17 protein-coding genes and 3 tRNA genes are annotated in these 19700 nt (G+C 69.9%); 6 read left to right on the top strand and 14 right to left on the bottom strand.

Annotation, left to right across the window (positions count from 1 at the left end; translation table 11 throughout):
• Positions 1 to 486: 486 nt before the first annotated feature.
• The 5 genes from ABZT03_RS16555 to ABZT03_RS16535 form a co-directional block, all read right to left on the bottom strand.
• Positions 487 to 825, bottom strand: a complete 339-nt coding sequence (locus tag ABZT03_RS16555; protein ID WP_329409581.1) for an XRE family transcriptional regulator — start codon at positions 823 to 825, stop codon at positions 487 to 489.
• Complete coding sequence (locus tag ABZT03_RS16550; protein ID WP_356039503.1) at positions 822 to 1199, bottom strand: type II toxin-antitoxin system RelE/ParE family toxin; 378 nt, start codon at positions 1197 to 1199, stop codon at positions 822 to 824. Before ABZT03_RS16550 ends, ABZT03_RS16555 begins: the two co-directional genes overlap by 4 nt.
• A 193-nt stretch (positions 1200 to 1392) precedes the next feature.
• Positions 1393 to 2697, bottom strand: a complete 1305-nt coding sequence (locus ABZT03_RS16545) for a replication-associated recombination protein A (RefSeq protein ID WP_356039500.1) — start codon at positions 2695 to 2697, stop codon at positions 1393 to 1395.
• A gap of 99 nt (positions 2698 to 2796) precedes the next feature.
• Entirely contained in the window at positions 2797 to 3165 is a 369-nt protein-coding gene (locus ABZT03_RS16540; RefSeq protein ID WP_356039498.1) for an MmcQ/YjbR family DNA-binding protein, read from the bottom strand.
• A complete protein-coding gene (locus ABZT03_RS16535) occupies positions 3162 to 3557 on the bottom strand; it encodes an MmcQ/YjbR family DNA-binding protein (RefSeq protein ID WP_356039495.1) in 396 nt (131 codons plus the stop codon). The genes ABZT03_RS16540 and ABZT03_RS16535 overlap by 4 nt, the downstream gene beginning before the upstream one ends.
• A 233-nt stretch (positions 3558 to 3790) precedes the next feature.
• Here ABZT03_RS16535 and ABZT03_RS16530 point away from each other — a divergent pair, with 233 nt between their 5' ends.
• Positions 3791 to 4657 (top strand): AraC family transcriptional regulator, encoded by an 867-nt coding sequence (locus ABZT03_RS16530; RefSeq protein WP_356039492.1) that lies wholly within the window; start codon positions 3791 to 3793, stop codon positions 4655 to 4657.
• An 18-nt stretch (positions 4658 to 4675) separates the two neighbouring features.
• Here the strand turns inward: ABZT03_RS16530 and ABZT03_RS16525 are convergent, their stop codons facing one another.
• From ABZT03_RS16525 to ABZT03_RS16495, 7 genes are all read right to left on the bottom strand, one after another.
• Positions 4676 to 5035, bottom strand: coding sequence for a cyclophilin-like fold protein (locus tag ABZT03_RS16525; RefSeq protein WP_356039489.1), 360 nt, complete (start codon positions 5033 to 5035; stop codon positions 4676 to 4678).
• 216 nt (positions 5036 to 5251) lie between these two features.
• Positions 5252 to 6298: an alpha/beta hydrolase fold domain-containing protein gene (locus tag ABZT03_RS16520; RefSeq protein WP_356039486.1), complete on the bottom strand. Its 1047-nt coding sequence runs from the start codon at positions 6296 to 6298 to the stop codon at positions 5252 to 5254.
• 66 nt (positions 6299 to 6364) lie between these two features.
• Positions 6365 to 7387: a zinc-binding dehydrogenase gene (locus tag ABZT03_RS16515; RefSeq protein ID WP_356039483.1), complete on the bottom strand. Its 1023-nt coding sequence runs from the start codon at positions 7385 to 7387 to the stop codon at positions 6365 to 6367.
• 53 nt (positions 7388 to 7440) lie between these two features.
• A complete protein-coding gene (locus ABZT03_RS16510; protein WP_356039480.1) occupies positions 7441 to 8877 on the bottom strand; it encodes a carboxylesterase family protein in 1437 nt (478 codons plus the stop codon).
• 913 nt (positions 8878 to 9790) lie between these two features.
• Positions 9791 to 9864 (bottom strand) — tRNA-Ile (locus ABZT03_RS16505).
• Positions 9865 to 10030: 166 nt separating this feature from the next.
• Positions 10031 to 10103 (bottom strand) — tRNA-Asn (locus tag ABZT03_RS16500).
• Positions 10104 to 10108: 5 nt separating this feature from the next.
• Positions 10109 to 10181 (bottom strand) — tRNA-Asn (locus ABZT03_RS16495).
• A 154-nt stretch (positions 10182 to 10335) separates the two neighbouring features.
• Here ABZT03_RS16495 and ABZT03_RS16490 point away from each other — a divergent pair.
• From ABZT03_RS16490 to ABZT03_RS16475, 4 genes are all read left to right on the top strand, one after another.
• Positions 10336 to 10641, top strand: coding sequence for a YtxH domain-containing protein (locus ABZT03_RS16490; RefSeq protein ID WP_356039477.1), 306 nt, complete (start codon positions 10336 to 10338; stop codon positions 10639 to 10641).
• A gap of 195 nt (positions 10642 to 10836) precedes the next feature.
• Positions 10837 to 12291, top strand: a complete 1455-nt coding sequence (locus ABZT03_RS16485) for an FGGY family carbohydrate kinase (RefSeq protein ID WP_356039473.1) — start codon at positions 10837 to 10839, stop codon at positions 12289 to 12291.
• Between the two features lie 217 nt (positions 12292 to 12508).
• Positions 12509 to 14242 carry an ABC transporter ATP-binding protein gene (locus tag ABZT03_RS16480; RefSeq protein WP_356039470.1) on the top strand — a complete coding sequence of 578 codons (1734 nt, stop codon included), beginning with the start codon at positions 12509 to 12511 and terminating at the stop codon, positions 14240 to 14242.
• On the top strand, positions 14242 to 16170 hold the full coding sequence (locus tag ABZT03_RS16475) for an ABC transporter ATP-binding protein (RefSeq protein WP_356039468.1): 1929 nt from the start codon (positions 14242 to 14244) through the stop codon (positions 16168 to 16170). The genes ABZT03_RS16480 and ABZT03_RS16475 overlap by 1 nt, the downstream gene beginning before the upstream one ends.
• A gap of 50 nt (positions 16171 to 16220) precedes the next feature.
• Here ABZT03_RS16475 and ABZT03_RS16470 read toward each other — a convergent pair whose 3' ends face one another.
• A complete protein-coding gene (locus tag ABZT03_RS16470; RefSeq protein ID WP_356039466.1) occupies positions 16221 to 17504 on the bottom strand; it encodes an RNA polymerase sigma factor in 1284 nt (427 codons plus the stop codon).
• A gap of 138 nt (positions 17505 to 17642) precedes the next feature.
• Between ABZT03_RS16470 and ABZT03_RS16465 the strand changes: the two genes are divergently transcribed.
• Entirely contained in the window at positions 17643 to 17783 is a 141-nt protein-coding gene (locus tag ABZT03_RS16465; RefSeq protein ID WP_356039464.1) for a hypothetical protein, read from the top strand.
• Positions 17784 to 17789: 6 nt separating this feature from the next.
• Here the strand turns inward: ABZT03_RS16465 and dnaG are convergent, their stop codons facing one another.
• Entirely contained in the window at positions 17790 to 19691 is a 1902-nt protein-coding gene (gene dnaG, locus ABZT03_RS16460; RefSeq protein ID WP_356039462.1) for a DNA primase, read from the bottom strand.
• Positions 19692 to 19700 lie beyond the last annotated feature (9 nt).

Here is a 19700-nt window from a genome sequence, read left to right as displayed (position 1 = left end):
CGTTCCGAAGCCGCGAGCAGCGGATTCAGTCCGTTGAGCGAAAGTTGACGCTCCGACACCTCACGAGGAACGTTTCCGCGGGTCAGGAGCCTGCAAAGGTGGGGCGGGTGGGACTCGAACCCACGGCCGACGGATTATGAGTCCATTGGGGATCTTGGCAGCCCTTGCCGATCATTACCGATTCACGCCGTTCTTGCAGGTCAGACGTGTCGATCAGGGTCAGCCCTGTGCGGTGCTTGTCGGTCTGTTCCTGTCCTTGCGGCCCCTCAATGGCCCCTGGGGGTCGATGAGTTGGACGCTTACCACAGCGGCAGCCGCCTCCGCCCAGTTCAGCCAAGGGGATAGAACCCTTCGTGCAGCGGAGTCCCTTACCGGCGCGATGATGCTCCGCCCCGTTCCACCGGGGTGGAGCATCATCCCTGACGTCACGAAGCGATCCCGCCCACCGGACTGTGCATCGACCTGGGTAGCGGCGCGTCGATCAGGTCAGCCGAGTACGTAGCTCTCATCACCGAAGTCAGCGACGATCTTCAACTTGCCGCCGAGCGCCTTGACGTACGCGGCGAGGGTGTCGACCTCGCTACGCTCCAGCTGGCCCTTCTCGATACGCGAGACGCGGGCCTGGGTGACACCCATGGCTTCGGCGACCTGCACCTGTGTGGTGTGCTGCCGCTTCCGCAACTCGGCGAGGCGGTGCACACGGGAGGCCAGGACCATCGCCTGCGCCCCCTTCTGGATCTGATCCTTTTCGGCATCGGTGAAGGCGAAATCATCAGCCAGGTCTCCCCAGGAGACGGCCTGCGGGTCCTTGAGGTGATCAGTCATCGTGCCCCGTCCTCTCCATCGATTCGCTTCAGATGCTCCGCGTACGCCTGCTCCGCCTGGGGCACCGCGACGCGGTACCAGCCGGACCAGTTGCCTGCCTTGTCACCGCCGACCAGGATCACAGCCTGGCGGTCCGGGTCGAACACGAACAGCAACCGCACTTCCGTGGCCCCTGCCGAGCCGGGGCGGAGCTCCTTGAGGTTCGACAGCACCGAGCCCTTGATCGTGTCCACCAGAGGCCGGCCCAGCGCGGGACCTTCCTCCTGAAGGGCAGTGACAGCCTGGCTGACCTGAATCAGGGTGTCGCGGTCAGTACGGCGCAGGCCGTGAAGCCACGAAAGAGCTGGCTCAACCACGATGATCTTCCAAGTCACGCATGAGCCCCCATCTGCAATTATTACGCTTGCAGCATACACCACTGACGTTATAACGGGAGGGATGCGGTTCTCGCAGTCACCTGCGTGCTCGACGACACGCCACGACGGCAGGAGTCGTCCCCGACATTTGGCCGGGCAGTGCTGCAGTCCGACGCGGGGGCCCTCGCGGAGACGTCGCGGGTGCGGCCGGTCAGCCGCGTTGCCGGCGGGCGCGCAGGGCGTTCCAGTGGTGCAGGCGCTCGGTGATCTGGGCTTCGTAGCCGTTGCGGGTGGGCTGGTAGTACGTCTCGCGGTCCATGTCGTCGGGGAAGTAGTCGTCACCGGAGAAGCCGTCGGCTGTGTCCGGGTCGTACTGGTAGTCCTTGCCGTAGCCGAGGCCTTTCATCAGCCGGGTCGGGGCGTTGAGGATGTGGACGGGTGGCATGAGTGAGCCGGTGTGCCGGGCTGATCGGTGTGCGGCGTTGAAGCCGCGGTAGACGGCGATCGACTTGGGGGCGGTGGCGAGATAGACGACGGCCTGGGCGATCGCCAACTCGCCCTCGGGGGAGCCGAGTCGCTCGTACACGTCCCAGGCGGCGAGAGCCTGCTGGATGGCATGCGGGTCGGCCATACCGATGTCCTCGTTCGCGAAGCGGACCAGGCGGCGCGCTACGAACAGCGGGTCCTCGCCGCCGTCGAGCATGCGGGCGAGCCAGTACAGGGCCGCGTCCGGGTCGGAGCCGCGCATCGACTTGTGCAGCGCGGAGATCAGGTTGTAATGGCCCTCCTGCGCCTTGTCGTACAGCGGGGCCCGCTGCTGGATGTGATGGGCGAGCCCGGCGGTGTCCAGGGTGGTTTCGGTGTCCGGGAGGGCGTGGAGCTGTTCGGCCATGTTGAGGAGGTAGCGGCCGTCTCCGTCGGCCATGGCGATCAGCGCGCGACGGGCGTCCTCGTCCAGGGGCAGATGGTGACCGGTGAGCTGCTCGGCGCGGGCGAGGAGCGTGGACAGTGCGGCTTCATCGAGGCGTTTGAGGACAAGGACCTGGGCGCGGGAGAGGAGCGCGCCGTTGAGTTCGAAGCTCGGGTTCTCCGTGGTGGCGCCGATCAGGGTGACTGTGCCGTCCTCGACGTAGGGCAGGAAGCTGTCCTGCTGGGCACGGTTGAAGCGGTGGATCTCGTCGACGAACAGCAGGGTGCCCTGGCCGATGCCGCGTCGGCTTCGTGCGGTGGTGAAGACCTTGCGCAGGTCGGCCACGCCGGAGAAGGTGGCCGACACCGGTTCGAAGGCCAGGTCGCCAGCGTTCGCGAGGAGGCGGGCGATGGTCGTTTTCCCGACGCCGGGCGGGCCCCACAAGATGGCGGAGCTGAGGCGTTGCTGGGCGACCATGCGGCCCAGCGGGGCGTCCGGGGCAAGGAGGTGGTCCTGCCCGACGACCTCTTCCAGTTGGGTGGGGCGCAGGCGGTCGGCGAGGGGCCGGGCGGGCTCCTCGCCGAAGAGCGGCAGGGTCGGTTCCATTGGTCTCTCGGGTCGGAAGCGGACGTATCAGGACGCGGTGAGTGGTGCACGGGCGCTGACAGGCGTCGGCTCAGCCTCTCGCGGGGAAGCTCGCTGCGCTCATCGGGCACTGGGCCGGTCGCGTCGCGGCAGCCGCTCGGCGACCAGGTCGTAGGAATCCTCCACCGCGTCGGTGACCAGCCGCTCGGTGATGCCGGGTCCCGGCCCCACTGAGATCCAGTGGCGTCTGTCGAGATAGCGGCCCGGGGTGATCGAGGCGTGGCCGCGTTCTTGCACGCGGGCGTGTTCGGGTTCGCACTTGACCGTGATGATCTGTTCGTCCGGGTCCTCGGTGACGATCAGGAACACCTTGCCCGCGACCTTGTACACGTCGAGTCCCGGCGTGAAGGGGTAGCCGTGGCTGACGTCGGGGAGGGCCAGGGCCGCCCGGCGGGCGGTGTCCTGGAGCCGGTCACCGGCCGCGCTCACCGGGCCGCCCGTGCGCCGCTGCCGTAGGTGTGCGGGTCGACGGGCCGCTCGGCCCTGGGCAGACGGGCGACGACGAGCCGGTAGGAGTCGGTGACGAGCTCCCTGACGAGCTCCTTGTCGACGCCTTCTCCGCTCTCCAGGGTGATCCAGTGCTTCTTGTTCATGTGGTAGCCGGGGGTGATGTGGCTGTACTGCTCCCGCAGGGCGTGGGCCTCGCCCGGGTCCGCCTTGAGGATCACGACGGGCCGCCCCGGGACTTCGGTCATCAGCATGAACACCTTGCCACGTACCTTGTAGACCTCCCAGGCCGGGCCGAAGGGGTGCTCCAACCGAGCTCCGGGGAGTTCCTCCGCGCAGTCGGCGGCGGTCTCTTGCAGGGCCGATCCGTTCATGGTGGTGAGCCTTCTCAAGTGGTGAATGACTGGGGCCTCGAAGGAGGCGGAGGGCGCGCCGCGCGGGCGCGGTGGCACCTCCCATCCTTCCGCCGAAGCCGACGCGAAGGGCGGTAGGCTGCGGACACGTGATGGTCGACAAGCGACACTCCGGGCCGAGCAGGCAGGCCGGACCGGCTGCGGTTCCGCTGTACGGTTTCCAGCCCCCGGTCGGTACTCCGTACGGCCTTGAGGTGAGTACCGTCGAGGAGTTCTTCGCTCAGCACGACGACTGGCCGTGGAACCCGCCCTGGCCGGGGCGTGCCACCTTCCATTACCTCATCGCGGTCACCGAGGGTGAGCTGCGGCACGACGTCGACCATGTCACGCGGACCGTCGCTCCCGGCCAGTGGCTGTGGGTGCGTCCCGGGCACGCGCAGTGCTGGCATCCGCCCGGTGCGGCCCGCGGCCCGTTCATCCTGTTCGAACCGGAGGTGCTGCGGCCCGACCTCGCACGCCTCCTGGCACCGCTCACCGCGCACGAGGCCCCCGCCGTGCTCAGCCCGCACCCCGACGACAACGCCTGGCTCCAGCAGACGGCACTCCAACTCCTGGACGAACACCGCGCACTGGGGCGCCGCCCTCTCGACATCCACCACGCCCTACGCCGCAGCCTGCTCGAATCCCTGCTGCTGCGCCTGGCCAACTCCCCGGACATCACCCCCACCGGCACAGCCACGACCACGACCACGGCCGGCACCGGCCGCGCCGACAGGTACGGACGCTTTCTGGACGCCCTGGAGCTGCACTTCCGCGAACTGCACCAAGCCGCGGACTACGCCGAGTTGCTCGGCTGTTCGGTCCGCACCCTGAGCCGCGCCGCCCGGGACGCCACCGGCAAGGGGGTACGTGAACTCATCGACGAGCGGCGCCTGTTGGAAGCCCGGCGCCTGCTGGGAGCTGCCCGGTGGGATGCCCGGACCGTGGCCGTCCACCTCGGCTTCACCGACGCCGCGAACTTCGGCCGCTTCTTCCGCGACCGCACCGGCCTCACCCCGGCCGCCTACGCAGCCGGTGAGGCTGCGACCGGCCCCCCTTCTTCTCCCTCGTTGACGATGTGAGCGGTGACCGGCCGAGTCTCAGTCGGCTGCCTCGACGGTGACGTCGACCGCGCCGTCGTACCTCTGCAAGGCACCGGCCCCCGAGTCGATTTCGCCGAGGACGATGATGCCGGGGGCCGGGATGGACTCGCCGTCGTGGTCGTAGAAGATGGCGATGTCGGGTCCGGGTGGCCAGTAGGCGATGTTGCCGATCTCATAGCTGGACCGCGGCTCGCCGCCCGCGGCGAGAGACCGGGGCAGGTGAGCGTACTTCTCACGCTTGAACAGGTCGTTCATCGGCAGCGTCAGCGGAAGCAATGAGGCAAAGTCGCGTGCCGTCACACTGTCGTCGAGGGTTGCGTGGAGGACGGTCCCTCCGGCGGTCAGTCGGATTTTCATAGGGATTCTTCCCCTGGGGTGTTGTGGGAGTGATCGTCGGCGGCCGACACGTACGCCATGTTCATCGGGGTGCGAGCGTCAGACCGGCCCGGACCCCGTGAAGCCAGCCTCCCCACCACCACGAAGGCAAGTGGGTCGACTTACCATCGCGAACGGTGCCTCCTGGAAGTCCGGCGCTTGCTGGGAGGTGTCTGGCGGCATACGTTGTCGCACCGCTCACCTGTGAAGAGCCCGCCGGATGAACTCCTCGCGGGTCGCGTTTGAGGCGCGCGACACAGCCGCATGATCCACCGTCATATCGGATCCGTGGAAGCCTCCGCCCCACATGTGCAGATCGACGCTCACGCCCGCCTCGGACAACCGGCCGGCGTAGCTCAGGATCTCGTCGCGGAATCCCTCGGCCGAGCCGGTGTCGATGTAGGTGCGCGGCAGCCGGCTGAGGTCCTCGGCGCGGGCCGGCGCGGCGTACTGCGACACCTCCGGGCCGCCGCGCCGCTCACCCAGCACGGAGGTCCACGCGTACCGGTTGCTGTAGCGGTCCCATACGCCTTCGCGGTCCACCATGCGGCTGCTGTGCGTCTCGAAGCGGTCGTCGAGCATGGGGCAGATCAGAACCTGGTGGCTGAGCGAGGGAAAGGCGCGGTCGCGGGCGAGCAACGCGGTGCCCGCCGCGAGACCGCCGCCGCCACTGACTCCGGCGATCATGAGCCGCTCGGGGTCGATACCGAGCTCGGCCGCGTTCTTCGCCGTCCACACCAGCCCCGCGTAGCAGTCCTCGACCGGCGCGGAATCGGGGTGATCCGGCGCCAGCCGGTACTCGACCGACACGACGACCGCACTCCCCTCGATCACATGGGGAAGGAGATGACTCACGTGGTCCCGGCGTCCCCCCATGATCATCCCGCCACCGTGGAGGCTGAGGATGCCTCCCTTGGGACCTCGGTCCACGACGGGGCTGAGAATCAGCACCGTGATGTCCGACTCGCCTTCCGGCCCCGGCACCTGGCGCTCCTCCACCCGCACTCTGCCGCCCGCCGTCAGAGCCTCCGAATCCAACCCGGGGGATCCCGCAGCGATCTGCCGCCGGATCTCTGGCAGGGTCTCGTCCGTCAGGGCCGGAAAGACGGCCCCTCGTGCCTCCTCGACGGGCGCGAGTTCCGGGTCCAACGGGGGCCGGATGGTCGTGGCACCGAAAAAGTCTGCTGCTGTCTGGTCCGTCATCTCTTCTCTCCACCGGAACCTACGGGGAGCGGCGACGCTCACCGCCGGGCTGAGGCACCCACCACGCACGCTGTGTGCGATGACCTTGTCGCGTCCCGCGATCAGGTTTCAGTCGTCGAGGACGACGACGTGCTTGCCCGGCGTGGCTCCGGATTCGAGGTCGGCCTGGGCGTCGCGGACCTGTTCCAGGCCGTGGTAGGTCTTCGCGACCGGGACGTGAAGGCGTCCTTCGGCGATGGCCTGGAGCTGGTGGGCGAGGACGTCGGCCGGGAGGTCGGCGGCCTGACCGCTGTAGGAGGTCAGCCGCACCCCGCCCGGGATCATGAACGGGCTGAAGTCGGGGATCGTCCACTGGCCCGCCAGGGCTCCGGTGAAGCAGACCGTGCCGTGGCGGCGGACGGCGTTGAGGGTGTCGGGGAGGGCCGAGCAGCCGACCAGTTCCAGGGCGGCGTCGACGCCGTCCGGGATCAGCTCGCGCACCTGGTCGGCGAGGGTGCCGTTGTCGACGAGGGGGTGGTCGACGCCTGCGGCCCTCAGTTCACCTGACCTCGCCGCGGTGCGGGTGGTGGACAGCACGGTCGCTCCCAGATCCTTCGCGATCGTGGCCGCGCTCAGCCCGACCGTGGAGGTGCCGCCGCGGATCAGCAACGTCTGCCCGGCCTTGAGGTCCAGGCCGGTGGTCAGCGATCCGTAGGCGGTCTGGAACATCTCCGGCAGCGCACCGACGACGCCCCACGGCAGGCTGGTCTCGAACGGGATGACCTGTGCCACGGGGACAGTCACGTACTGGGCGTAGGCACCGTCGTAGGCGCGGCCCATGCCGCCCATCATCGTGGCCACCTGCTGCCCTGGCCGCAGCTCGCTGTCCTCGTCGGCGTCATCGACCACGCCGACGCCCTCGATGCCGGGCACACGCGGGTAGGCGACCTCCGCATCGGACTCGCCCTTGCGGGTGGAGACCTCGGATTCGTTGACGCCGAACGCTTTGACCTTGATCCGCACCCAGCCGGGCTTGCGGACGGGCACCGGCACATCCTGGATCTCCAGTGCGTCGAGGCCGCCGGGCCGGGTGACGACGACGGCCCGCATCGTCGCCGGTGCGGCGTCGCCGGCTGCTGTCGGTTGGCTCATGTCGTACCTCACTCCGTGTTGTCCCCTGCGTCGTCCGTAACGCCCGCCGGCCGTCAGGGACGGTCGATGCCCTCCCACAGGCCGAGGGCCTGCTGGTAGTGGGCGGTGGCTTCGAAGGGCGGGCTGCCGACGCTTCCCGAGGTGGGTTCGTCCGTGACAGCGGGCCACAGACGGGACTGCTCACCGGTGGCGAAGTCGAGCACGATGTCGCGGATACGCGTGTCACGCTCGGCCTGCTCGGCGCTGCGACCCGACTGCTCCTGGCCGACCAGGGCGTACATCTCGGTGCCGTGCACCGCGGGCGCCCCCTCGGCGGGCCCGATCATCAGGAGATGGGCGTTGCCGCCCGCGGCGGCATGCGCCAGGGCGCCGCGGGCGGCCGGGAGCGCGAAGAGGTAGTCCGCCATGACCGCGGCGCGGACCTCGGCCGGGGTACGGCCGCCCTGGTCGTAGGCGTCGACGATCTTCTGCGCGCGGGAGCGGGAGACACGCCACCCCGCGACCTCGTCGACGACGCGGTCGACGGTGCCCGCGTCGAACCGGTCGAGGTCGTTCGCCACCCACCAGCCCATGTCGTCGCTGGCCATGCTCAGCAGGATGTCGACGTCGCGGTGCGCCCCCGAGGCGAGGACGTCCATGGGATGGACGTGCACCACCGCGCCGGGCTGCCCGATGTCCAGGACGACGCCGGTGGCCTTGTTGTCCACCCCGCCGCGGACTCCGAGGTCCGTCGGGGCGACCTTACGTAGGGCGTCCCTCAGGGAGACCGCGTCGAGGTCGAGCAGCTTCTCCGGGTTGTCCGCTACGCCGAGTTCGGTGACGAACAGGTGCGCGAGCTCCTCGGCCCACCAGGCCGGGACGCTACGAGCGGGCCCGCCGGAGAACCCGGCCAGCCGCCGGTACAGGCCGTCGGCGGAGGAGGCGCCGAGCAGACCGAAGGTGGAGTAGGCGCCGGCGCTGTGGCCGTAGACCGTGACCTGGTCGGGGTCGCCGCCGAAGTGGGCGATGTTCCGCTTGACCCAGGTCAGCGCGGCGATGACGTCCTGCAGGAAAAGGTTGCTGGCCTCAGCGAGCCGCCCGCCGTACTGCGAGAGCGAGAGCGCGCCCAGGGCGCCGAGCCGGTAGTTGACCGACACGCTCACCACGCGTCCCGTCGCGGCGAGACCGGCGGCGTTCGAGGTGGTCTGCGTGTTCGCGCCGAACTCGAATCCGCCGCCATGGATGTACACGGCCACCGGCAGCGTCTTCCCGGCCGGCTGCTCGGGGGCCCACACGTTCAGGTTCAGGCAGTCCTCGCCCATCCCGCTGTCAGCTTCTAGCCAGTCGCCGCTGTCGGGCTGGACGGAGACGACGCCCTTGCGGTCATAGGAGCAGTCCGGATCGAAATCCGCGACTACGGGGCGGCGGTATCGCTCAGCGGTGGCAAACGGGATTCCCCACCAGGACCGCACCCCTGGTGCAGTCGGAGCCTTGGGCGCGGTCGTAGTCATGGCGTGAGAATCCTTCCGGAGCGTTTCGGGTGTTTTGCGCGGCGTGTCGGCAGCTGATCGCTCGCGGTGGCGCTCCCCAAGCATTCCCTGGACTCCGGTAAATCGCCGGGCGGACAGCGGTCACCTGATGGTCACCAGGCGACACCTGCCTGCTCGTCCTCTTCTCCTGGCCCGTCGCCAAGCAGGCGAGGGCGACCTGAGACCCTGCCGTCAGCGGGTCCCCTGACTCGACACGCCGACTTGCCCAGGTAAGCCGGTGCAGCTCGCGGGCCCGAGCATGCCCGCTGATCATGCTGCTGCATCGGACGGTGATCTTCCTGGCCTCGCCCAGGGATGCGAGTCGGCTACCGAAGACGACGGGTGTGGTGTGACATGACGGGGCAGGGCTTCGTTGATCTTCTGAGGTTCGTTCTCGGGGGGGGGGGGCCGTACCTGCCCTAGAAACAGTGCAGGGTCGGCCGTCACACCGGCCGACGGCCGAACCGCAGGGCTCTACCCAAGAGGGGCGAGTAACCCGTCCGGGCGGTTTCCTCTTGGGGCAGTTTCCCCACCCCTGGACGTCATCGCAGATGGAACACAGCGAGGGCGACAGTGTCTACATAGCGCGATGGCAGCCCTGCCGCACACCGGCTAATGGGACAACGAATCGCCCCGTAGACACCGTCGACCGGACACGACCGCGCCGCCCCGGCCCCTGTACGGCCCCTGAGGCTTGGCATCGCCCCTCAGAGCAGTGGCCCGAACGACGATCGGTAACCGCGAGCACCTACTCCGCCGCAGCTCAGAGGGGTTGGAACTCCCCCGACCTCCGCCGGACTCCAAACCCACGAGCAGCGGATTCAGTCCGTTCAGGCAAAGTTGACGACCCGACAGGACAAAATGAACGTTTCCACAGGTCGGAAGCCTGCACAGGTGGGGCGGGTGGGACTCGAACCCACGGCCGACGGATTATGAGTCCGCTGCTCTAACCGGCTGAGCTACCGCCCCATAGCGGCGTGTCGCGTACAGGTGTGCGCGCCGTCTGCCGCAGCATAGCCGCTCATACGATCTCCTGCTTCGGATGGTCGACTTCGCACGCCCAGGAGGACTGCCCTGCCCAGCGGGCGGTTCCCGGGATATGAAAAAGGACCCCGACGGGGTCCCCTTCACCATGCTCCCCCGACTGGACTCGAACCAGTAACCTGCCGGTTAACAGCCGGCTGCTCTGCCAATTGAGCTACGGAGGACCGAGCTCCCCCGACTGGACTCGAACCAGTAACCTGCCGGTTAACAGCCGGCTGCTCTGCCAATTGAGCTACGGAGGAATGCTTGGCTGCATCGAACGTACCTACCTGGGTATTCGCCAGGGGGCGGACGCTCGCTGCGACACATACATTAGCGCAAGCAGGGGGGTGCTCCGCCAATCGGTTCCCCCGGCACCAGCCGCACCGAACGCCTACGAAGGGAAGGGTGGCCGCCATGCGCTACCGGCTCACGTTCGTCGCCGGACTCGCTCTGGGTTACGTGCTCGGCACGAAGGCCGGACGCGAGCGCTACGAGCAGCTGAAGAAGTCCGCACGTCAGGTCGCGCAGAACCCCGCCGTCCGCAACAGCGCGGAGACGGCGGCGCAGCAGGGCCGCCAGTACGCCGGCAAGGCGTACCACGCGGTCAGCGAGAAGGTCGGTGACCGCGTCCCCGACTCGGTCACCGACCGGGTCCGCTCCCTGCGGCGCCACAACGGCAACGCCGGCGCCGAGGACGACTGGGGCACCAGCAACACCTAGGGCCCCCTCAGCGGTAGCGCTCGTACCGTCGCGACACCCGCACTCCCCATGCCCCTCACGGCATGGGGAGTGCTCTGTCTCCCCGCGCCGCACGCCCCGTTCCGGTGGGCGGAAGGCGGGCGGCGGGGGGGTCGGCGCACCCGTGCGGTGCCGTCCCGGCGCGGTCACTGCCGTTCGTGCGGCAGAATTTTGGCCATGGGGATAGTCGCCGGGTTGGACAGTTCGCCCGAATTCACTCGTATCGTCGTTTGTGACGCGGACACCGGAGCCGTGCTCCGGCAGGGATACGCGCCGCATCCGCTCGAGGGCACCGAGACCGGTGGGCGGCCTGCCGATGTCGATCCGCAGGCCTGGCTGCTGTCCCTCGGTGAGGCCGCCGGGGGCGGGCTTCTCGAAGGCGTGCAGGCCATCGGGGTGTCCGCGCAGCAGAACGCGGTCGTACCGCTGGACTCGCAGGGCAACACCGTGCGGCCGGCGATGGTCGGCGGGGACCGGCGGGCGCAGGTCGCCGCGGCCGATCTGGTCGACGCGCTCGGCGGGCGCGAGGCGTGGGCGCAGGCGGTGGGCTGCGTACCGCAGGCCGCGCAGCCGGTGACCAAGCTGCGCTGGCTGGCCAAGAACGAACCGGACGCCGCCGCGCGGACCACCGTCCTGCTCCAGGCCCACGACTGGCTGGTCTGGCAGCTCCTCGGGCGGCCCGGGCGCAGAACCACCGACCGGGGTGGCGCCTCCGGCACCGGCTACTGGTCGGCGGCCACCGGCGGTTACCGGCCGGACCTGGTCGAGCTGGCGCTCGGTCACCAGGCCATGCTGCCCGAGGTGATCGGCCCGTCCGACGCGGCCGGTACGACCCCCGAGGGCCTGCTGATCTCCGCGGGCACCGGCGAGACGATGGCCGCGGCCTTCGGGCTGGGGCTGGGCTTCGGCGACGCGGTGGTGTCGCTGGGGGCCTCCGGGTCCGTGATGGCCGTCCACCCCGAGGCGCTCGTCGACCAGAGCGGGATGATCACCGCGCTGGCCGACGCGACCGGCATGCACCTGCCCGTCGTCACGACGCTGAACGCCGTACGGGCGCTGCGCGGGACCGCCGAGCTGCTGGGGCTGCCGGACCTGGACAGCCTGTCCGACCTGGCGATGAAGTCGACGCCTGGCTCGCACGGGCTCGTCCTGCTGCCTTACCTGGAGGGTGAGCGGACGCCGAACCTTCCGCACACCGCCGGGACCCTGGCGGGGCTGCGCCGGGAGTCGATGCGGGCGGAGCACCTGGCGCGGGCGGCGTTCGAGGGCATGCTGTGCGGGCTCGCGGACGCGCTCGACGTGCTGCGCGGCCGGGGTGTCGAGGTGCGGCGGATCTTCCTGCTGGGGGCGGCCGCCGAGCTGCCCGCCGTACAGGCCGCGGCGCCCGCGCTGTTCGGGGTGCAGGTCGTGGTGCCGCAGCCCGCGGACTACGCGGCGATCGGCGCGGCCCGGCAGGCGGCCTGGGCGCTGGGTGTGTCGCAGGGCACACTCGATCCGCGGACCCCGCCCGCCTGGCAGGGCGCGGCGGCGCAGGTGCTGGACCCGGGCGAGGACCTCGCGGTGGGGCAGGCCGTGCGCCAGCAGTACGTGTCGGTGCGGGAGCAGACCCATCCGGGGGCGTTTCGCGCGTAGCCGGGCACCGGGGGGACGGCGGACGGGCGGGACCGTTCCAGGCCGACGGCCCGCGTGGGCCGTGCGCCCGGGCGGCGGCACGGCGGGGCGGGAGCCACCCCCGGCCGGAAGAAGCACTGCTGTCGGCTTAATCGGTTGAGGTAACACGGGTGGAGTGACCGACGATAGGGGCCAGGGGCAACCACTCGCCCTCTTCGCCGACTCCGAGAGACGTAGCGTGCTCATACGACTTCTGCGGACCTGTCTCAGGCCCTACAGGAAACCCATCGCCCTGCTGGTGCTGCTGCAGTTCCTGCAGACCTGCGCCACCCTCTACCTGCCCACGCTGAACGCGCACATCATCGACAGCGGTGTCGTCAAGGGAGACACCGGCTACATCCTCTCGTTCGGCGCCCTCATGATCGGCATCTCGATGGCGCAGGTCGTCTGCAACATCGGTGCCGTCTACTACGGCGCGCGGACCGCGTCGGCGCTGGGCCGGGACCTGCGGGCCGCCGTGTTCGACCGCGTGCAGTCGTTCTCGGCGCGCGAGGTCGGCCAGTTCGGCGCGCCCTCGCTGATCACCCGGACCACGAACGACGTGCAGCAGATCCAGATGCTCACCCTGATGACGTTCACCCTTCTGGTGTCCGCCCCGATCATGTGTGTGGGCGGCATCATCCTGGCCCTCGGCCTGGACGTGCCGCTGTCCGGGGTGCTGGTCGCGGTCGTGCCGGTGCTGGGCGTCTGCGTGACGCTGATCGTGCGCCGGCTGCGCCCGCTGTTCCGCTCCATGCAGGTGCGCCTGGACACCGTCAACCGGGTGCTGCGCGAACAGATCACCGGCAACCGGGTGATCCGCGCGTTCGTCCGGGACGACTACGAGAAGGACCGGTTCCGGAAGTCCAACACGGAGCTCACCCAGGTGGCGCTGGGCACCGGCAACCTGCTGGCCCTGATGTTCCCCATCGTCATGACGGTGGTGAACCTGTCGTCGATCGCCGTGGTCTGGTTCGGCGCGCACCGCATCGACAGCGGCCAGATGCAGATCGGCGACCTGACCGCGTTCCTCGCGTACCTCATGCAGATCGTGATGTCCGTGATGATGGCCACCTTCATGTTCATGATGGTGCCGCGCGCGGAGGTGTGCGCCGAGCGGGTGCAGGAGGTCCTGGACACCTCCTCCAGCGTCGTCCCGCCCACCGCCCCGGTCCGGGAGCTGCGCCGGCACGGGCATCTGGAGCTGCGCGGCGCCGGGTTCCGCTATCCGGGTGCCGAGGAACCGGTGCTGAAGGGGGTCGACCTGGTGGCCCGGCCGGGCGAGACCACGGCCGTCATCGGCTCGACCGGCAGCGGCAAGTCCACCCTGCTGGGCCTGGTGCCCCGGCTGTTCGACGCGACCGACGGCGAGGTGCTGGTCGACGGGGAGGACGTGGCCGGCATCGACCCGAAGCTGCTCGCCAAAACGGTCGGCCTGGTGCCGCAGAAGCCGTACCTGTTCGCGGGCACGGTCGCCACCAACCTGCGGTACGGCAATCCGGACGCCACCGACGAGGAGTTGTGGCACGCGCTGGAGGTGGCGCAGGCCAGGGGCTTCGTCGAGCGGCTGGAGAACGGGCTCGACTCGCCCATCGCGCAGGGCGGCGGCAACGTCTCCGGCGGCCAGCGCCAGCGGCTGGCCATCGCCCGGACGCTCGTGCAGCGCCCGGAGATCTACCTCTTCGACGACTCCTTCTCCGCGCTCGACTACGCGACCGACGCGGCCCTGCGGGCGGCGCTGTCCCGGGAGACGTCCGAGGCGACCGTCGTCATCGTGGCGCAGCGCGTGGCGACCATCCGGGACGCCGACCGGATCGTGGTCCTCGACGAGGGCCGGGTCGTCGGCACCGGCCGGCACCACGAGCTCATGGCGGACAACGAGACCTACCGGGAGATCGTGCTCTCCCAGCTGACGGAAGCGGAGGCCGCCTGATGGCCGGGCCGATGGGACGGATGATGGCCGGGGGCGGCCCCGACCAGCGTTCGATGGACTTCAAGGGGTCGGGCAGGCGTCTGATCGCCCGGTTCGCACCGGAACGCGGCACGATCTACGGGCTGCTGGTCTGCGTGGTCGTCAGCGTGGGCCTGAGCGTGATCGGGCCGAAGATCCTCGGCAAGGCCACCGACCTGGTCTTCGCGGGCATCGTCGGGCGGCAGATGCCGGCCGGGATCACCAAGGAGCAGGCGCTGCAGTCGATGCGGGACCGGGGCCAGGGCTCGGTCGCCGACATGCTCCGCAGCACCGACTTCACGCCGGGCAAGGGCATCGACTTCGGCGCCGTCGGGGACGTACTGCTGCTCGCGCTCGGTACGTTCCTGGTCGCCGGACTGCTGATGGCGGTGGCGACGCGCCTGGTGAACCGGGCGGTGAACCGGACCATGTTCCGGATGCGCGAGGACGTGCAGACGAAGCTGTCGCGGTTGCCGCTGTCGTACTTCGACAAGCGGCAGCGCGGTGAGGTGCTGAGCCGGGCGACCAACGACATCGACAACATCGGGCAGACGCTCCAGCAGTCGATGGGCCAGCTGATCAACTCGGTGCTCACCATCGTCGGTGTGCTCGTGGTGATGTTCTGGGTGTCGTGGCTGCTGGCACTGGTGGCGCTGGTGACGGTGCCGCTGTCGTTCGTCGTGGCGACCCGGATCGGCAAGAGGTCGCAGCCGCACTTCGTGCAGCAGTGGCGCACCACCGGCAAACTCAACGCCCACATCGAGGAGATGTACACCGGGCACGCGCTGGTGAAGGTGTTCGGGCGGCAGGAGGAGTCGGCGGCCCAGTTCGCCGAGGAGAACGACAGGCTGTACGAGGCCGGTTTCAAGGCGCAGTTCAACAGCGGGATCATGCAGCCGCTGATGATGTTCGTGTCGAACATCAACTACGTGCTGGTGGCGGTCGTCGGCGGGCTGCGGGTGGCGTCCGGCGCGCTGTCCATCGGTGACGTGCAGGCGTTCATCCAGTACTCGCGGCAGTTCTCGATGCCGCTGACGCAGGTCGCGTCGATGGCGAACCTGGTGCAGTCGGGTGTCGCGTCGGCGGAGCGGATCTTCGAACTGCTGGACGCGGAGGAGCAGTTGGCCGACCCGGTGCCGGGGGTGCGGCCCGAGGAACTGCGCGGACTGGTGGCGCTGGAGCACGTCTCCTTCCGCTACGAGCCCGAGAGGCCGCTGATCGAGGACCTCTCGCTGACCGTGGAGCCGGGGCACACGGTCGCGATCGTCGGCCCCACCGGAGCCGGCAAGACGACCCTGGTGAACCTGCTCATGCGGTTCTACGACGTCTCCGGCGGGCGCATCACCCTCGACGGCGTCGACATCGCGAAGATGTCCCGGGACGAACTCCGCGCCGGCATCGGCATGGTGCTGCAGGACACCTGGCTGTTCGGCGGCACGATCGCGGAGAACATCGCCTACGGCGCCTCGCGCGAGGTCACGCGCGGGGAGATCGAGGAGGCGGCGCGGGCGGCGCACGCGGACCGGTTCGTGCGGACGCTGCCCGAGGGCTACGACACGGTGATCGACGACGAGGGCACGGGTGTCAGCGCCGGTGAGAAGCAGCTGATCACCATCGCGCGGGCGTTCCTGTCCGACCCGGTGATCCTGGTGCTCGACGAGGCGACCAGCTCCGTCGACACCCGCACCGAGGTGCTGATCCAGAAGGCGATGGCCAAACTCGCGCACGGGCGAACGTCGTTCGTGATCGCGCACCGGCTGTCGACGATCCGGGACGCGGACACGATCCTCGTCATGGAGAACGGCGCGATCGTCGAGCAGGGGACGCACACCGACCTGCTCGCGGCCGACGGGGCGTACGCGCGGCTGTACAAGGCGCAGTTCGCGCAGGCGGTCGCCGAGGTCGACTGAGGTCCGTGGCGGCCGGGCGGGGGCCGCCGGCGGTCGAGCGGCCCCCGTGCTCAGTCCAGGTAGCCCCGCAGCTGGTCCGCGAAGGCGTGGTCGCGGAGCTTGTTGAGGGTCTTCGACTCGATCTGCCGTATCCGCTCCCGGGTGACGCCGAAGATGCGGCCGATCTCCTCCAGGGTGCGGGGGCGGCCGTCGACGAGTCCGTAGCGGAGCTGGACGACCTTGCGCTCGCGTTCGCCGAGAGTGGAGAGCACCGCCTCCAGGTGTTCCCTGAGCAGCAGGAACGCGGCCGACTCCACCGGGGAGGCCGCGTCGCCGTCCTCGATGAGGTCGCCGAGGGCGACGTCGTCCTCCTCGCCGACGGGTGCGTGCAGCGAGACCGGTTCCTGGGCGAGGCGCAGGACCTCGCTGACGCGCTCGGGGAGCAGGTCGAGGTGGGCGGCGACCTCTTCGGGGGTCGGCTCGTAGCCGCGTTCCTGGAGCATGCGGCGCTGGACGCGGACGACCCGGTTGATGAGTTCGACGACGTGGACCGGGACGCGGATGGTGCGGGCCTGGTCGGCGAGCGCGCGGGACATGGCCTGCCGGATCCACCAGGTGGCGTAGGTGGAGAACTTGTAGCCGCGGGCGTAGTCGAACTTCTCCACCGCGCGGATCAGGCCCAGGTTGCCCTCCTGGACCAGGTCGAGCATGGTCAGGCCGCGGCCGACGTACCGTTTGGCGACGGAGACGACCAGCCGCAGGTTCGCCTCGATGAGCCGGCGCTTGGCCATCCGCCCCAGGACGATCAGCCGGTCCAGGTCGAGGGCGAGGCTGCTGTCCAGGTCGGGCGTGCTGGTGAGCTTCTCCTCGGCGAACAGACCGGCCTCGACCCGGCGGGCCAGGTCGACTTCCTCGGCGGCGGTGAGCAGCGGGATACGGCCGATCTCCCGCAGGTACTGGCGGAACAGGTCCGAGGAGGGGGCTCCGGTGTCGGGGCGGACCCGGACGGGCTCGGGCGGTTCGACGGCCTCGGGGGCCTCGTCCGCCACCTCGGCGGGCGGGGTGTCCGGTTCCGTCTCGGGGTGGAGCGCGGCACGGTTCTGCGGGGGCACCGCGCCGAGGACGTCGGTTTCCGCGTCCGGTTCCGTGCCGTCCGTCGAGCTGTCGGTCTGGGTGAGGGTCTGGGTCTGCACGGGGGCGACCTCCAGGATGATCGCTGCTGAGGTGTGCGGCAGCGCTGCTTCGGGGACGGAGTCGGCGGCCTCGCCGCGGTCCGGCCCGTACGCGATGAGCGGAACCGCGGGGATGTGGCATCCGTGGGGGACGGATCGGCCGCGCTCCGAGGACTCAGGCACCGGAACCCAGTGTGGAGTACGACACATCGCCGCCACGAGGGGCGTGCGGCGACTTTCTGAGTCCGGTCTGTGACCGGCTGATTACCAGCGCCGCGATCGCGGGTGCCTCGCACGCCCCTGATCTGGGACGATCCGCACGTGTCCGCCTTCTCGCACGAGGGCCACCGCGTCAGCGAGTACCCGCGGTTCGAGGACGCCGGGCGGGAGTTCGCTGAGCGGGAGTTCGCGGGGCGGCCGGTGCGGACTCGGGGGCCGACGTTCGGGGGGCGGCCCCGCTGACCCGCCTCAGAGCGCGGCCGCGCCCTGCACGCGGAGAGCCTGGTCGTACTGCTGGAGGACCCACAGTTCGTTCTGTACGGCGGCGAGTTGGGCCGGGTCGCCGTTGCTGCCGAGGCGGGCGAGGGTGCTCTGGATGTCGCGGACGCGGCGCTCGACGGCACGACGGCGGACGGTGACCAACTGGTCGCCCGCGTAGGCCTCGTCGACCGTCTTGCGCATGATCGCCTCGACCGCCAGCTCGGTGACCATCGCGCGGACGGTGTCGTCGGGGGCGACCTCACGCACGCGGACCAGGTACTCCTGCGGATCCTGCGTGCCGTACTCGGCGCCGCCCGCCTCCTGGACGGCCTCACGCACGGCCGCGTAGACCGGGGCGGTGAACTCGTCGACGCCGTACGCGTCGAAGGCCGGGGAGACCAGGTCGGGGCGCTGGAGGGCGAGCTTGAGGAGTTCGCGCTCGGTGGCGTAGACCGGGTTGCGGAGGTTCAGCGCCGGGCCGGACGCGCCGGCCCGGGGCCCGGAGTCGTACGGCCTGGAGTCGGGTGACGCGGGCGCCGGGCCCTTGCCGCCGCGGTCGCGGGCCCAGCGGGCCAGCTGGGCGACCCGCTTGACGACGAACTGCGTGTCGAGGATGCCGAGCATGCCGGCGAGCTGCACCGCGACCTCGTGCTGGGCGCCGGTGTTCTTGATGCGGGCGACGATCGGGGCCGCCTCGTCGAGAGCGGCGGCGCGGCCGGCCGGGGTGTCGAGGTCGTAGCGGACGACGATCTGGCGCAGGGCGAACTCGAACAGCGGGGTGCGGGGCTCGACCAGGTCGGCGACCGCCTCGTCGCCCTTGGCCAGCCGCAGGTCACAGGGGTCCATGTTGTCCGGCGCGATCGCGATGTACGTCTCGGCGGCGAACTTCTGGTCGTCCTCGAAGGCGCGCAGGGCCGCTTTCTGGCCGGCCGCGTCACCGTCGAACGTGAAGATCACGCGGGCGCTGCCGTTGTCCATCAGCAGACGGCGGAGGATCTTGATGTGGTCGGTGCCGAAGGCGGTGCCGCAGGTCGCGATGGCGGTGGTGACACCGGCGAGGTGGCAGGCCATGACGTCGGTGTAGCCCTCGACGACGACCGCGCGGCTGGACTTGGCGATGTCCTTCTTCGCCAGGTCGATGCCGTAGAGCACCTGGGACTTGCGGTAGATCGCGGTGTCGGGGGTGTTGAGGTACTTCGGGCCGTTGTCCGACTCGTACAGCTTTCGGGCGCCGAAGCCGACGACCTCGCCGCCGATGTCGCGGATGGGCCACATCAGCCGGCCGCGGAAGCGGTCGATGGGGCCGCGGCGGCCCTCCTGGGAGAGCCCGGACAGGAGCAGTTCCTTGTCGGTGAAGCCCTTGCCTCGGAGGTGGCGGGTGAGATGGTCCCAGCCCTGCGGGCTGTAGCCGACGCCGAAGTGGGCGGCGGCGGCCTGGTCGAAGCCGCGCTCGGCGAGGAACTTGCGGCCCGTCTCGGCCTCCGCGGAGGCGTCGAGCTGCTCCGCGTACCACTGGGCGGCGGCCTTGTGGGCCTCCACCAGGCGGATGCGCTCGCCGCGCTGGTGGGCGGGGTTGTACCCGCCCTCCTCGTAGCGCAGGGTGATGCCGGCCTGGGCGGCGAGGCGCTCGACCGACTCGGAGAACGTGAGGTGGTCGACCTTCATCACGAACGTGATGGTGTCGCCGCCCTCCTGGCAGCCGAAGCAGTGGAAGAGTCCCTTGCTCGGGCTGACCTGGAAGGACGGCGACTTCTCGTCGTGGAAGGGGCACAGCCCCTTCAGGTTTCCGCCGCCCGCGTTGCGCAGCTGGAGGTACTCCGAGACGACGGCGTCGATCGGGACCGCGTCCCGTACCGCCTTCACGTCCTCGTCGTTGATCCGTCCTGCCACGAGGTGATT

This window comes from Streptomyces sp. NPDC005574 (assembly GCF_040605435.1).
In the GTDB taxonomy this organism is placed as follows: Bacteria; Actinomycetota; Actinomycetes; order Streptomycetales; family Streptomycetaceae; genus Streptomyces.
This window is presented reverse-complemented; position numbering and strand designations above follow the sequence as displayed.